The 13,817-nt window shown below is 69.6% G+C and carries 16 protein-coding genes; all 16 read left to right on the forward strand.

All coding sequences use genetic code 11. The features are described 5' to 3' along the window. The first annotated feature begins 6 nt into the window (after positions 1-6). Entirely contained in the window at positions 7-1,290 is a 1,284-nt protein-coding gene (locus AC1DYI_RS04220; protein ID WP_477202820.1) for a DUF2325 domain-containing protein, read from the forward strand. Continuing rightward, positions 1,287-1,928 carry a DUF3501 family protein gene (locus tag AC1DYI_RS04225; RefSeq protein ID WP_477202821.1) on the forward strand — a complete coding sequence of 214 codons (642 nt, stop codon included), beginning with the start codon at positions 1,287-1,289 and terminating at the stop codon, positions 1,926-1,928. Before AC1DYI_RS04220 ends, AC1DYI_RS04225 begins: the two co-directional genes overlap by 4 nt. 132 nt (positions 1,929-2,060) lie before the next feature. Beyond that, a complete protein-coding gene (locus tag AC1DYI_RS04230; RefSeq protein WP_477202822.1) occupies positions 2,061-4,277 on the forward strand; it encodes a TonB-dependent hemoglobin/transferrin/lactoferrin family receptor in 2,217 nt (738 codons plus the stop codon). A gap of 25 nt (positions 4,278-4,302) precedes the next feature. Beyond that, entirely contained in the window at positions 4,303-5,421 is a 1,119-nt protein-coding gene (locus AC1DYI_RS04235; RefSeq protein ID WP_477202823.1) for a hemin-degrading factor, read from the forward strand. After that, a complete protein-coding gene (locus tag AC1DYI_RS04240; protein WP_477202824.1) occupies positions 5,418-6,278 on the forward strand; it encodes a heme/hemin ABC transporter substrate-binding protein in 861 nt (286 codons plus the stop codon). Before AC1DYI_RS04235 ends, AC1DYI_RS04240 begins: the two co-directional genes overlap by 4 nt. Further along, the gene (locus tag AC1DYI_RS04245) at positions 6,275-7,333 is read left to right on the forward strand and encodes a FecCD family ABC transporter permease (protein WP_477202825.1); all 1,059 of its coding nucleotides are present in this window, start codon (positions 6,275-6,277) and stop codon (positions 7,331-7,333) included. Before AC1DYI_RS04240 ends, AC1DYI_RS04245 begins: the two co-directional genes overlap by 4 nt. Then, on the forward strand, positions 7,330-8,157 hold the full coding sequence (locus AC1DYI_RS04250; RefSeq protein ID WP_477202826.1) for an ABC transporter ATP-binding protein: 828 nt from the start codon (positions 7,330-7,332) through the stop codon (positions 8,155-8,157). Before AC1DYI_RS04245 ends, AC1DYI_RS04250 begins: the two co-directional genes overlap by 4 nt. Then, entirely contained in the window at positions 8,154-8,996 is an 843-nt protein-coding gene (locus AC1DYI_RS04255; RefSeq protein ID WP_477202827.1) for a ChaN family lipoprotein, read from the forward strand. The genes AC1DYI_RS04250 and AC1DYI_RS04255 overlap by 4 nt, the downstream gene beginning before the upstream one ends. A gap of 176 nt (positions 8,997-9,172) precedes the next feature. Then, entirely contained in the window at positions 9,173-9,643 is a 471-nt protein-coding gene (locus AC1DYI_RS04260) for a GNAT family N-acetyltransferase (RefSeq protein WP_477202828.1), read from the forward strand. Next, positions 9,640-10,167: a GNAT family N-acetyltransferase gene (locus AC1DYI_RS04265; RefSeq protein WP_477202829.1), complete on the forward strand. Its 528-nt coding sequence runs from the start codon at positions 9,640-9,642 to the stop codon at positions 10,165-10,167. Before AC1DYI_RS04260 ends, AC1DYI_RS04265 begins: the two co-directional genes overlap by 4 nt. 43 nt (positions 10,168-10,210) lie before the next feature. Further along, a complete protein-coding gene (locus AC1DYI_RS04270; protein WP_477202830.1) occupies positions 10,211-10,765 on the forward strand; it encodes an N-acetyltransferase family protein in 555 nt (184 codons plus the stop codon). A gap of 2 nt (positions 10,766-10,767) precedes the next feature. Continuing rightward, on the forward strand, positions 10,768-11,835 hold the full coding sequence (locus tag AC1DYI_RS04275) for a DUF2157 domain-containing protein (RefSeq protein ID WP_477202831.1): 1,068 nt from the start codon (positions 10,768-10,770) through the stop codon (positions 11,833-11,835). A 2-nt stretch (positions 11,836-11,837) separates the two neighbouring features. Then, the gene (locus AC1DYI_RS04280) at positions 11,838-12,269 is read left to right on the forward strand and encodes a GFA family protein (protein WP_477202832.1); all 432 of its coding nucleotides are present in this window, start codon (positions 11,838-11,840) and stop codon (positions 12,267-12,269) included. 124 nt (positions 12,270-12,393) lie between these two features. Continuing rightward, positions 12,394-12,870 (forward strand): DUF1203 domain-containing protein, encoded by a 477-nt coding sequence (locus AC1DYI_RS04285; protein WP_477202833.1) that lies wholly within the window; start codon positions 12,394-12,396, stop codon positions 12,868-12,870. Between the two features lie 93 nt (positions 12,871-12,963). Continuing rightward, complete coding sequence (locus AC1DYI_RS04290; RefSeq protein ID WP_477202834.1) at positions 12,964-13,398, forward strand: YeeE/YedE family protein; 435 nt, start codon at positions 12,964-12,966, stop codon at positions 13,396-13,398. Between the two features lie 279 nt (positions 13,399-13,677). After that, positions 13,678-13,817, forward strand: a 140-nt coding sequence (locus AC1DYI_RS04295) for a DUF6691 family protein (RefSeq protein WP_477202836.1), incomplete at its 3' end; no start/stop codon positions are given.

Genomic DNA, 13,817 nt, shown 5'->3' on the forward strand with positions numbered 1-13,817 from the left:
CAGCGCATGCCCACCACAACCGCGGCGGATGCCGTGCCGGTTGATCTGGCCGCAGCCTGCGGCTGCCGTGTCCCCACCCTGAACCTGCCGCCCGAAGCCCACGGCTCACGCCGCCGGCGCTTGTGGGAATTGAGCCGCCATGCCCATTGCCCGGTCGTCGGCGTGTGCCTGCCGATTGCCGCGGTGCGTCGCCTGATCGACAAGGTGCTGGGCGGCAAGGCCGTGGCCAGCGACTACGAGCTGCACTGCGGCGTCAACACCGAGTGCCAGCAACGCGGCGCGATCGCCGAAGCGCTGCAGAAAGAGCTCGACCACCGCTACGCCGCCGCACTGCGCGCCACGCGCCCCCTGAAGACCACCGAGACGCTCGCCGCCTGGTGGACCGGTCAGACCATGGGCCGCGACGTCCCCGGCGCGTTGTGGGCAACGCTGACCCATCCGCGCTGCGACACCATGCTGGAAGAAACGGTGCTGGCCGACATCCACATGCTCCAGCACCAGAACGGCGCCGCCGACCGCGCCGACCTGACCAAGCTGAACGCGCTGCTGTCGGAGAACGAGGTGCTCGCACGTGAGCTGGGTGCCGCCCAGCAACGCTGCGTGCAGCAGGCCGCGGACCACGCCCGCAAGCTCGACGCGCAAAACGCCGCACTGGTGCGCACCCGCGCCGAGCTGGTAGGCCGCGACACGGTGATCGCCACCTTGCAAGAAGACCTGCAGGCGCTCGAAACCGCCGTGCCGGCCCTGCGCAGCCGCGACGAGCTGACGCGCCAGGTCGCGCAACAGATCGAGCGCATCCAGGACCTGGAGCGGGCACTGCTGAAAGCCCGCCACGAGCTGGAGCGTGAACGCCATCGGGCGAGCGAAGCCTTGGCCACCTTGCACGCGACGCAGGTCGACTTGCGAGCCACGGCAACGCTAACGCCAGATGTCAGCGCCACCGAGGCCGGGCCGGCGTTGATCGACCGCTCGGTGCTCTGCGTCGGCGGCCGCGCCGCCAGCCTATCGGTCTACCGCCGGCTGGTCGAAGGCGTCGGCGGGCGCTTCCTGCACCACGACGGCGGCGAAGAAGACAACGCAGGGCGGCTGGCCACCACGCTGGCCGCGGCCGACCTGGTGATCTGCCAGACCGGCTGCATCAGCCACAACGCCTACTGGCGCGTGAAGGACCATTGCAAACGCACCGGCAAACGCTGCGTGTTCGTCGAAAACCCCAGCAGCGCGAGCCTGCGCCGCGCGCTGGCCGACCTGACGCCCGTGCTGCACCCCACCGACGAGGTGCAGCCATGATCGACGCCGCCGACCTGATGACCTTGCAGGCCTACAGCCTGCACCGCCACGAACACCGCCAGCGCCTGATCGCGCACCGTCGCCAACGCTCGCTCGCGCTCGGTCCGCACCTGCGGCTGCAGTTCGAAGACGAGCTGACCGTGCGCCACCACATCCAGGAGGTGCTGTGGGTCGACCGCAGCGCCGACGACGAGGATGCCGTGCGTGACGAGATCGCGACCTACGCCCACCTGGTGCCCAACGGCACGCAGTGGAAGGCGACATTGATGATCGAGCTGCCCGACGCGGCCGAGCGCGAGCACCTGATGCCGCTGCTGAACGAGGCCGTGCCGGCGGTCTATGTCGAGCTGCGTGGCCAGGCCCGCATCATGGCCTCGGTCAACGACGACCTGCCGTGCCGCCACCTCGACCGCCCGAGCGGCGTGCACTTCCTGCGCTTTCAGCTCGACCCGGAGTTTCGCGCGGGCCTCGCGCGTGGCGGCGAAGCGATGCTCGGCTGCACCCACCCGCAGTACCACTGGCGCCGCGTGATCCCGCGCGCCACGCTGGCCAGCTTGATGCGCGAACTGGTGCTGCCAGACCGCCCCGCGCCCCAACCTTCAACCGCGCCGGCCGCGCTGCTCTGCCAGCCCGGCTGAGCCTTCTCTTTCCAAACCCCCGGGGGCCACTGCCCCGGTTCAGCACAACGCCAGCCTCGTCGCCAGCCCGTGCACTTTTTGTGACGAGCCCGACGTTCCATGTTGTCGTTTTGCCTGCGCCGCGAAGGCGCCATGCCCCTGCCCGCCTTCAGCCTGCTGGCCCTCGGCCTCGCCCTGGCCTACCCGGCCCACGCCGAGCCCACCTCTGACGCCCCGCGCGAGCAGCCACCGTTGCCCCGTGTCAGCGTCACCGCCACCCGCACCGAGCGCGCGCTCGACGAGGTGCCGGCCACCGTCACCGCCCACGACCGTGAATCGATCGAACAGCGCGGCGCACGCGACTTGAAGGACCTGCTCGACGACGAGGTCGACCTGTCGGTGCGCGCGGCGCAACCGCGCATCAGTGCCAGCTCATCGACCGGCCGGCCCGGCAACGAGGGCTTGAACATCCGCGGCCTCGAAGGCAACCAGGTGCTGCTGCTGGTCGACGGCATGCGCCTGCCCAGCGCGTTCAGCTTCGGGCCCTTTGCCACCGGCCGGCTCGACTTCGTCGACGTCGACACGCTCGCATCGGCCGAGGTGCTGCGTGGCCCCAGCTCGTCGCAGTACGGCAGCGACGGCCTCGCCGGTGCGCTGTCGTTGCGCACGCTGCGTGCGGCCGATCTGCTGACCGGCGGCAAGACCCACGCCGGCTTCGCCAAGCTGGGTGCCAGCAGCGTCGACCGATCGGTCACCACCACTGCCGCCATCGCGCTGGGTGGCGACCAACTGCAAGGCCTGCTGCTGCTCAACCACCGCCGTGGCCACGAGACCGACAACCAGGGMGACAACGACAGCCGCTTCAGTGACCGCACGGCACCCAACCCGCTGGACCACCAGGCCACCAGCCTGCTCGGTTCGCTGACCTTCCAGTTGAACGCACAGCACAGCCTCGAAGCCACGCTCGACGCCCGCCAGCGCAAGCAGCACACCGACGTGCTGTCGGCCGTGGCCGAGAACCCTGAGCCGCCGTCGCAGGCAAACCCGTTTGCGAACCAGACGGTCAGCCTTATCGCCGATGACGAGGTGAAACGCCAGCGCCTGAGCCTGTCGCACCGCTATGTCGACACCCAGGCGCCGTTCCTGACCGAGTGGCGCGCCCAGTTGCACGCGCAGCACGCCGAGGTCACGCAGTTCCACGCCGAAGACCGCTTCTTCTCGCCCGACCGCACGCGTGACAACCGCTACGAAGAGCGCAGCGCAGGCTTGTCGACCCAAGGCGTTGCGCTGCTGCGCGGCAGCTTGCCGCAGCGCCTGAGCTTCGGGCTCGATATCGCGCAGTCGAATATCGACGGCGAGCGCGACGGCACCGTGCCGCCGGTCGGCGAAACCTTCCCGAGCAAGCCTTTCCCGGACACGCGCTACCGCACGGCCGGTGCCTTCGTGCAAAGCGAGATCGACAGCGACCGCCTCAGCGTGATCCCGGCGCTGCGCTTCGACAAGTTCAGCCTGGTGCCGACCTCGTCGTCGGGCTTCAGCGGCGAAGCGGTGTCGCTGGGCGATCAGGCAGTCACACCGCGTCTCGGCGCGATCTGGCGCGTGACGCCCAACTTCGCGCCGTATGCGCAATGGGCGCTGGGCTTCCGCGCGCCACAACCAGATCAGGTCAACAACGGCTTCTCCAACATCGCCGCGGGCTACACCTCGATCGGCAACCCGAACCTGAAGCCCGAGCACGCCCGCAGCATCGAGATCGGCGCCCGCGGCCAGCTCGACGCGCTGCGCTGGCAGGTCGCGTTGTTCGACAACCGCTACCGCGACTTCATCAGCCAGCAGATGGTCGGCGGCAGCTTCACGCCGAATGACCCTGCCGTGTTCCAGTACGTCAACCTTGCCAGCGCGCGCATCCGCGGCGGCGAACTGCGGCTGGAATGGACAGCTCCCGGCGGCTGGACCGGCCAGTTCGCGTTGGCCCGCACGCAAGGCGAAAGCGAGGTCGATGGCGAACGCACGCCGCTGGACACGGTGAACCCACTGCGCGCGCGCCTGGCACTGCGCTATGACGCGGCCGACTGGAACGTCAGCGCACAGTGGCAGCACATCGATGGCAAGGCCGCGAAGGACGTGTCCAGCCCCAGCCAGTTCCTGCCGCCGGACGCCGACGTCGTCGACCTGTTTGCCACCTGGCAATTGAACAAGACCTGGTCACTGCGCGGCGCGCTGCTGAACGTCTTCGACGAAACCTACTGGCGCTGGTCCGATGTACGCGGCATGTCGGCAGTCGACGGCAGCGGCCGGCCCAATGCTGCGCTGCCGGCGTTCACCGCCCCCGGCCGCAGCGTGCAACTCGCGCTGCGTGCCGATTTCTGACCGACTTGCCGAAAGGATCCCGCCCATGAATGCCCTGCTTGAACCGATCGGCAACGCGACAGCCGATGCCCATTCCCGCTTGCGCCGCGCCTTCTCCGTAGGGCGTCAACCGCCCGCACGACGCCACCGCGACATCGCCGACGCCCTGAGTGTCTCGGAAGGTGAACTGATCGCCGCCCACGCGACGGCTTTCGACCTCGACGAATCGCCGCTGCGTGCGCGACGCCTGCGCGCCGAATGGCCCACGATCGTGCAGATGCTCGAAAGCCTGGGCGACGTGACCGCGCTGACGCGCAACGCCTCTTGCGTGCACGAGAAGGTCGGCACTTACCGCGGCGCTAGCGTCGACGGCCAGGTCGGCCTGGTGCTCGGCGATGCCATCGACCTGCGCGTGTTCTACGCCCAGTGGGCCCACGGCTTCGCAGTGCAAGAGCACACGCCGCGCGGGCTGCAGTGCAGCCTGCAGTTTTTCGATGCGCACGGCACGGCCATCCACAAGGTCTTCTTGCGCGATCTGGACAAGCGGGTCGCCTACGACCGGTTGGTCGAGCAGTTCGCCGATGCCGACGCCACCGAGCCCGGCATCGTGGCGAAGCCCGAATCGGCGCCCAAGCCCGAAACGCCCGATGACGAGGTCGACGCCGTGGCCTTCCAGGCCGCCTGGGCCGCGCTGCGCGACACGCACGAGTTCTTCAGCCTGCTGCGCCGCCATGGCGTGACGCGCACCCAGGCGCTGCGCCTGGCATCGCCCGAGTTCACACAGGCCGTAGAGCCCGGCGTGGCGCAAGAACTGTTGCTGCGCGCCGCGCAGCAAGGCCTGCCGATCATGGTCTTCGTCGGCAACCTCGGCATGATCCAGATCCACAGCGGCCCGGTGCGTCGTGTCGAGCTGATGGGGCCTTGGCTCAATGTGCTGGACCCGGGCTTCAATCTGCATCTGCGCGAAGACCAGATCGCCAGCGCCTGGCTGGTGCGCAAGCCGACAGTCGACGGGCTGGTCAGCTCGCTGGAGCTGTTCGACGCGGCCGGCGGCACGATCGCGATGTTCTTCGGCGAACGCAAGCCCGGCCAGGCCGAACGCTGCGAATGGCGCGAGCTGCTGGCAAGCCTGGCGGACGACGCCACCGCACGGTGCACGCCATGATGAAGCGCCGTCATCTGGTGCAAGGGATGGGGCTGACACTCGCAGCGCCGTGGGCCCGGGCCGCCGCACCGGCGACGCGTGTCATCAGCGTCGGTGGTGCGGTCACCGAAACGATCTACGCGCTCGGCGCGCAGGGCTTGTTGGTCGGCGTCGACACGACCTCGCTGTACCCCGCCGCGGCTCGCGTACTGCCCAACGTCGGCTACGCACGTTCGTTGTCGGCCGAGGGTGTGTTGTCGCTTGCACCGACGCTGGTGGTCGCGGGCGACGAGGCCGGTCCGCCGGCGGTGCTGCGCCAGCTCGAAGCGGCCAAGGTGCCGGTTCAGGTGCTGGCCGCAGACCACAGCGTGGCCGGCGTCGCCGAACGCACGCAAAAACTCGCCACGCTGCTCGGCCGCGAAGACGCGGGCCGCGTGCTGGTCACGCAGTTGCAGCGCGACGCGCAAGCGGCTGCCGACAAAGTCGCGTCGTTCCAAGGCCCGCCGCCGCGGGTGCTGTTCATCCTGGCTCATTCGATGAGCCAGGTCCGTGTCGCCGGCCAACGCACTGCGGCCGACGCGATGCTGCGGCTGGCTGGCGCGACCAACGCGCTGACCGGCTTCGATGGCTACAAGCCGTTGAACCCGGAGGCCATGATCGCCGCCGCGCCTGATGTGCTGCTGGTCACCGATCAAGGACTGGAGGCCGCCGGTGGCGTCGAGGGCCTGCTGCGCGCGCCGGGCCTGGCCGCCACGCCAGCGGGCCGCGCGCGCCGCGTCGTCAGCCTGGACGCGCTCTGGCTGCTCGGCTTCGGCCCACGCTTGCCCTCGGCGGTGCTGGCACTGGCCGACGCGGTGCGCAGCGGTTCGTCCCGATGACGCCGCTGGGCTTGCGGGCTCGCCTTCCGCGCGAGGGCGACTGGCCGATCGGCGCGGGCACCGCGGTGCTCGGGTTGATGTTGACCCTGCTCGCCGCCGCCGTGCTGCTCGGCGCGGTGCCGATCAGCGTCGCGGACTGGTGGGCGCCCTGGCGTGTCGAGACCATGTCCGGCGGTGCGCAGGTGCTGTGGCAGCTGCGCGTGCCGCGCGCCTTGCTGGCGCTGGGTGTCGGTGCCGGGTTGGGCCTGGCCGGCACACTGGCGCAGGGCTTGTTCCGCAACCCGATGGCCGACCCCGGGCTGCTGGGCATCACCGGTGGCGGGGCCTGCGCCGCGGCGCTGGTGCTGACGTTGTTTGCCGGCGCCCACACGCCGCTGCCCGAGACCTGGCGGCCCTGGGTGTTGCCGGCTGCCGCACTGACCGGCGGCCTGGTCGTCTGCTTCGGGCTGGACCGGCTGGCGCGCTGGCTCACGCCCGGCTCGGTCGCCGGCCTGCTGCTGACCGGCCTGGCGCTGAACGCGCTGACGATGGCGGTCGTGGGCCTGTGCACCTACCTCGCCACCGACGAGCAACTGCGCAGCCTGAGCTTCTGGACCCTCGGCTCGCTGGCCGGTGGCCACTGGGGCGTGGTGGCCGTGCTGGGCACGGTGTTGGCACTCGCGCTGCCCATCAGCCTGCGCCTGGCCGACGGACTGAACGCATTGGCACTCGGCGACGCGGTGGCTGGCCATGTGGGGCTTGACGTGGCGCGGCTGCGCACACGAGTGATCTCGCTGGTGGCGCTGTTGTGCGGCCTGTCGGTCGCCTGGTGTGGCGTGATCGGCTTCATCGGCTTGATGGCGCCGCACCTGGCGCGCACGCTGGTGGGCTCGGACCAACGCCGCTTGTTGCCGCTGTCTGCCGGCCTGGGCGGCGCACTGCTGCTGGCAGCCGACACGGTGGCGCGCACCATCGCACTGCCAGCCGAGATCCCGGTCGGCATCTTCACCGCGCTGCTCGGCGCACCGCTGTTCCTCGCCATGCTGCGCGGCGCCGCTCGCAGTGGCACGACATGACATCACCTTCAAGCACCACCCAACCCTTGTTCATGCTGCAGCGGGCCGCGCCAAGCCAGGGCACACGTCGCTTCGGGCCGTTCGATGCCGAGTTGCAGGCGGGTGAACGCATCGCCGTGCTCGGGCCCAGTGGCGCTGGCAAGTCGACGTTGCTGCGTCTGATGGCCGGCGAGCTTTCGCCCGGCGCCGGCCAGGTGCTGCTCGACGGCCGGCCTCTCGCCGCCTGGTCGCGGGCCGCGCTGGCCGAGCGCCGCGCCGTGCTGCCGCAGTCGCACGTGGTGGCGTTCGGGCTGCCGGTGGCGCTGGTGGTCGGCCTCGGCCGCCTGGCGCGTGAGCCCGATCCGGCACGGCCGCAGATCGTGCGCGATGCGCTGCGTGCAGCCTGCGCGCGCCACTTGCACGCGCGCCGCTTCGACAGCCTGTCGGGCGGTGAGCAAGCCCGCGTGCAACTGGCGCGCGTGCTGGCCCAGCTGTGGGACGTCAACCATGGCCTGCTGCTGGTCGACGAACCGCTGGCCGCGCTGGACCCGGCTCTGCAGCTGGAGCTGATGGACACGCTGCAGGCGCATGCCCGCGCGCGGGGTCACGCGCTGGTCGCGGTGCTGCACGACCTGGGCCAAGCCTTGTCGTCGTTCGACCGATTGTGGCTCGTGCGTGATCGCCGCCTGATCGACAGCACCTTGCCGGCCAGCCTCGCCGCGCTGCCAGCGCTGGAGCGGCTGTACGGCGTCGGCCTGCACGGCGTGCCGCTGCCCGATGGCAGTATTGCGGTGGCGCCGCGCCGCAGCGCCACCCGCCCGACGATCGCCCGCCAACCCGCATGACCCACACCCTCACCCGCTGGCTGCTGACCGGCCTCACCGCATGGACCTTGGCCGGTTGCGTACACGCACCGCCGACACTGCCGCCCGGCGTGGCCGACGCCCGCTTCGTATTGCTGGGCGAAGTGCACGACAACCCGCACCACCATGCCTTGCGCGCCCAGTGGCTGCAAGTGCTGCTGGCCGACAGCCGGCCAACCCGCGTCGTCTTCGAGCAGCTGGATGCGACGCGCGACGCTGCCTTGCGCGAGGCCCGCAGTGCCACGCCCACCGACAGCAACGCCATTGCCCGCGCCGGCGGGCTGGACGCCAAGGCTTGGCGCTGGCCGCTGCACCAGCCGCTCTTCGACGCGGCCCTGGCAGGCCACGCCGAGCTGGCCGGCGGTAACCTGCCGCGCGACAACATCCGCGCCGTCGTGCGCGAAGGCCCTACTGCCATACCAACCAATCTGCGCCCGCTGCTCGACGCGCCCGGCTGGACCGCCGAGCAGCAGCGCGACACCGAAGCCGACATCGCGCAGGGTCACTGCGGCGCCCTACCGGCAGCGCAGATCGCGCCAATGGCACTGGCGCAGCGGGCACGCGAGGCCAGCATGGCCCAGGCGATGTTGACCGCGCCGGCCGGCAGCCGCGTCGTGCTGATCGCCGGCAATGGCCATGTGCGGCGTGACCGCGGCGTGCCGCACTACCTGCGCGCCGCCGGCGTGCCGGACTCGGCCATCGTCGCGGTCGCGCTGGTCGAGGAGGGAGACGAAGCGTCGGTGGGTGCTTACGACCAACTGCAGCGGACCGCGCGCGAACCCCGGCCCGACCCCTGCGAAGCCTTCAATCAAGGCGGTTGAACCCCTAAGCTAGCAGGCTCTCGACCGCGGCGCGTTGCCAGCGCAGGCACCAGCGTCTAGCATCCGCGCCGGTCTGTTCAACCCCGCTAACCCCTGAGTCGGTCTGTCAAGGTCGAGCTGACGGCCGAGACCCCACTCAAGAACGCTTGACCGACGCCGCCGCTGGAGTCCTGCGAATGCACATCACCGAACTGCGCGACGAGCGCCTCGACGACGCCAGGGCTTTTCTGCGCAAGCAAGGCCGGTTGCCCGCCGACTTTGCGCAGGCGCCATTCCGCTACTGGGCCGCTTACGACAGCGACCAGATCGTCGGCACCATCGGTCTCGAATGGCAGGGCACGGCCGGCCTGTTGCGACTGGCGTTCGTGCGGCCCAGCCACCGCTCGCGCGCCCTCGGACAGGCGCTGTACCACCGGCTCGCCTCGGACGCGCTGAGCATGGGCCTGACCGAGCTCTACCTCTTCAGCACCGGTGCCGGGGGCTATTGGCAGCGGCTGGGCTTTGCCAGCTGCCCGGTGGCCGAGGCTGCAGCCAAGCTGGCCAACACGCCACAGGTACGCGACCACACCGCGCGCGACACGCTGCACCATGAACTGGCGTTTCATCGCCGCCTGCTGGCGCGGCGCACAGAGACAGCGCCCGCATGACCGGTGACACCGGGGCCCGACTGAGCTTCAAGCCGCTGCAAGCCGACGACCTGCCGCTGCTGCAAGGGTGGCTGGCGCGCCCGCATGTGCGGCAGTGGTGGGGCGAACCGTCGACGCTGGCCGATCTGGCCGAAGACTTCCTGCTCGAGACGCACGAGCGGGCCAGCACCCGCGGCTACATCGCACTGTGCGACGGCGAGCCGATCGGCTTCATCCAGAGCTACGCGGTGATGGGCTCGGACGAAGGTTGGTGGGAAGACGAGACCGACCCCGGCGCACGCGGCATCGACCAGTTCCTGGCCCACGCCGATCAGCTCGGCCAGGGCCTGGGCAGCGCGATGGTGCGGGCCTTCGTCAACCAACTGTTCGAGGACCCGGCGGTGACGAAGGTGCAGACCGACCCATCACCGGACAACGAGCGAGCCATCCGCAGCTACCGCCGCGCCGGCTTCGAGCCGCAAGGCGAGGTCGATACACCCGACGGCCGAGCCTTGCTGATGGTGTGCCTGCGGCCCGCGCGATGACGCACGCCAACGCCGTCGGCAGTGTTGGCATGATGGCGCCCTGATGACGATCACGAGACTGACCCCGACAGACGCCGAGACCTACCGCACGCTGATGTTGCAAGGCTATGCCCTGCACCCGGAGGCCTTCACTGCCAGCGTGGCCGAGCGCGGCCCGTTGCCCATCAGCTGGTGGCATCAGCGGTTGCAGCCCGGCGCCGATGCGCACGAGATGGTGCTGGGCGCCTGGGTCGGCAGCGATCTGGCCGGTGTCGCCGGCTTGTCCTTCGAAACCCGTGAACGATCGCGCCACAAGGCCACGCTGTTCGGCATGTACGTGCCGCAGCAGCACCGCCAACGCGGGCTGGGCCGGCAGCTGGTGCACGCGGTGCTGGCCGAGGCGCGGCAGCGGCCTGAGACGCTGCTGGTGCAGCTGACGGTGACCGCCGGCAACGCGGCCGCGCAGTCGCTGTACGCCGCCTGCGGCTTCGTGCCCTTCGGCACCGAGCCTTACGCGGTGCGACTGGGTGCGGGCTTTGTCGCCAAGGTCCACATGTGGTGCGACCTGGGCAAGCGGCCGGGTTGGTCGACCCGTCCGCAAGACACAACAAAGGGATGACCATGCAGATCACACCCGCCCTGCTCGACGAGRCTGCCCGGCGTGGCCTGCTGAGCACCGAGCAAAGCCAGGCACTCTGGGCCTTCCTGGCCGAGCACGAACGCGAGCAACAGCACGACACACCCAGCTTCAGGGCCGCCCACATCCTGTACTACCTGGGCGGCCTGATCGCGATCGGCGCGATGACGCTGTTCATGACCATCGGCTGGGAGCAGTTCGGTGGCACCGGCCTGCTGCTGATCTCACTGGTCTACGGCACCGCGGCGCTGCTGCTGACCGAGTACCTGTTCGGCCGCAAGCAGCTGATGATGCCGGCCGGTCTGACGGCGGTGTTGGCCGTCGTGATGGTGCCGTTGGCGGTCTATGGCGCCCAACATGCGATCGRCCTGTGGTCCGACGGCGATGGGCGGCACACGGCCTACCGCGACTTCCACTACTACATCGACTGGCGCTGGCTGGTGATGGAGTTCGCGACGCTGGCCGCCGGTGCCGTCGCGTTGTGGCGTTATCGCCTGCCCTTCCTGGTGCTGCCGGTGGCGGTGACGCTCTGGTACATGAGCATGGACCTGACGCCCTTGCTGCTGGGCGGCGACAACCACGGCTTCTTCTCCGACCTCGGCAAGCTGGTCTCGCTGTGGTTCGGCCTGGCGATGACGCTGCTGGCGTTCTGGGTCGACCTGCGCTCGCGCCACACCAAGGACTTCGCGTTCTGGCTCTACATCTTCGGTGTGCTGACCTTCTGGGGCGCCTTGAGCAGCATGGATTCGGGCAGCGAGTTCGGCAAGCTCATTTACTGCGCGATCAACCTGCTGATGATCGCGGTCGGCGCCGCGCTCTCGCGCCGGGTCTTCGCGGTCTTCGGTGGCCTGGGGCTCGCCGGCTACCTGGGCCACTTGTCGTACTCGGTCTTCAAGGACAGCCTGATGTTCCCGCTGGCGTTGACGGCGATCGGCCTGGCCGTCGTGGCGATCGGCATCTACTGGCAGCGCCACGAAACCGCCATTGGCCAGGCGCTGCGCAGCTTCCTGCCGGCGCCGATGCGTGAACTGGTCGAACAACGAAGGGGCTGACGATGATCCGTGGTTCTTGYCTGTGCGGCCAGGTGCGCTACCAGCTTGACGGTGCGCCACAGTTCATCAACCACTGCCACTGCTCGATGTGCCGCAAGGTGCACGGCGCCGCCTTCGGCAGCTTCCTGCATGCCGACGGCGCAGGCTTTCATTGGACGGCGGGGCAGGCATTGGTGACGACGTACGCCTCGTCACCCGGCAATCTGCGCGCCTTCTGCTCGGTCTGCGGCTCCAACGTGCCGGTGCTCGAAGACGAGGACGGCGGACTGCACGCCATCATCCCCGCTGGTGGGCTGGACGACGACCCGCAGCTGCGGCCGATCGTTCACTTCCACACCGCGTCGAAGGCGCCGTGGTTCGAGATCACCGGCCCGCTGCCGCAGTTCGACGAGTTTCCATCCGACGAATTCTGGGCCGCGCAAGGTCTCAGCTGAGCTGCTTGATGCGCCGGCGCGAGGCGGTTGGGCACCGGCAATATCCACGTCCGAATCCGGCGAGCCATCGGGGCGGCCCGCGGGCACCATGCGGCCATCTTTGATGACCCCGAGGTGCACCGCCATGACCGCTTTTCAACTCACCGGCCTCGACCCGAGCGCGTTCGAGCCGCTGTTTGCCCTGACCGACGACCAGTTGGCGCAACAAGGCATGCAGCGATGCCACGCCACCGAACACCCTGGCTTCCCCTGCCGCATCAGCCTGGAAGATGCGCAGGTCGGCGACGAACTCTTGCTGCTGCCGTTCGAACACCAGCCGGCACACTCGCCGTACCGGGCGTCGGGGCCGATCTTCGTGCGGCGCGGCTCCCAACGCGGCCAACTGCCTGTCAACGAGCTGACCGACTACGTGACCACGCGGTGGATGTCGGTCCGGGCCTACGACGCCAGCCACCAGATCGTCGATGCCGGCGTCTGCGAAGGCGCCCAACTCCGGGCAGAGATCGAACGCCTGTTCGGCAACGCGCAGGTGGCGTACCTGCACCTTCACAACGCGAAGCGGGGCTGCTTCTCGTGCCGGGTCGACCGCGTCGCGGCGTAGCCGGTGTAGCGGCGTCGGCGATCGACCGCAGGGCGAGCAACGCCCAGTCTCGTCGGGCATGATCGGCACCTGTCGTTTTCTGCGCTTGCCCCGATGACCATCGACTGGAACGCCTTCACGCCCTGGCCCGCCTTGACCGGTGGGGTGCTGATCGGCATCGCGGTGGCGATGTTCGTCTTGCTGAACGGCAGCATCGCCGGCATCAGCGGCGTGCTGGGTGGCCTGCTCATGCCCCGCCGGGGCGACATCGGCTGGCGCGTGGCTTTCGTGGGTGGGCTCGTCRCCGCGCCGTTGCTGTACCAGCTGTTCCTCGGGCCGGCCAACAGCCACATCGACGCCGGCTTCGGCACGCTGGCCGTGGCGGGCTTCCTGGTCGGCATCGGCACCCGCTACGGCTCGGGCTGCACCAGCGGCCACGGCGTGTGCGGCCTGTCGCGGCTGTCGCCGCGGTCGCTCGTCGCCACGCTGACCTTCATGGCCGTCGGCTTCGCGACGGTCTTCGTCATCCGCCATCTGCTCGGCGCATAGTGTCCTGTCCCACAAATAGCTGCCATTGAGATTCGACCAGATGGTGATGATCGTGCGTTYGGACGGCTGGGCAGATACCCAGCGTATCTGCCCTGATGGCCGGGCGCGCGAGCGCGCCATCTGGTCGAACCCGAAGGGCGGGCCGAAATGGGGCGCTCGCAGCGCCGCCAAGCCGGGCAGATACCACCCGGTATCTGCCCGGCTCGTCGACTCACGATCATCCCCATTGCGGCCCGTCGCAATGACAGTTATTTGCGGGACAGGACACTAGGACTCACCATGGTTGTCGTTTTCACTGCGCTGCTCGCCGGCCTGGTCTTCGGCTGGGGCTTGCTGATCTCCGGCATGGCCCAGCCCACCAAGGTGCTCGCGTTCCTGGACCTGGCCGGCCGCTGGGACCCATCGCTGGTGCTGGTGAT

It is taken from the genome of Ideonella sp. P3_A4, from assembly GCF_056403075.1.

Coding starts and splice junctions, on each gene's coding strand:
- AC1DYI_RS04220 (WP_477202820.1), top strand. CDS start 7: ATGCCCACCACAACCGCGGCGGATGCCGTGCCGGTTGATCTGGCCGCA.
- AC1DYI_RS04225 (WP_477202821.1), top strand. CDS start 1,287: ATGATCGACGCCGCCGACCTGATGACCTTGCAGGCCTACAGCCTGCAC.
- AC1DYI_RS04235 (WP_477202823.1), top strand. CDS start 4,303: ATGAATGCCCTGCTTGAACCGATCGGCAACGCGACAGCCGATGCCCAT.
- AC1DYI_RS04240 (WP_477202824.1), top strand. CDS start 5,418: ATGATGAAGCGCCGTCATCTGGTGCAAGGGATGGGGCTGACACTCGCA.
- AC1DYI_RS04245 (WP_477202825.1), top strand. CDS start 6,275: ATGACGCCGCTGGGCTTGCGGGCTCGCCTTCCGCGCGAGGGCGACTGG.
- AC1DYI_RS04250 (WP_477202826.1), top strand. CDS start 7,330: ATGACATCACCTTCAAGCACCACCCAACCCTTGTTCATGCTGCAGCGG.
- AC1DYI_RS04255 (WP_477202827.1), top strand. CDS start 8,154: ATGACCCACACCCTCACCCGCTGGCTGCTGACCGGCCTCACCGCATGG.
- AC1DYI_RS04260 (WP_477202828.1), top strand. CDS start 9,173: ATGCACATCACCGAACTGCGCGACGAGCGCCTCGACGACGCCAGGGCT.
- AC1DYI_RS04265 (WP_477202829.1), top strand. CDS start 9,640: ATGACCGGTGACACCGGGGCCCGACTGAGCTTCAAGCCGCTGCAAGCC.
- AC1DYI_RS04270 (WP_477202830.1), top strand. CDS start 10,211: ATGACGATCACGAGACTGACCCCGACAGACGCCGAGACCTACCGCACG.
- AC1DYI_RS04285 (WP_477202833.1), top strand. CDS start 12,394: ATGACCGCTTTTCAACTCACCGGCCTCGACCCGAGCGCGTTCGAGCCG.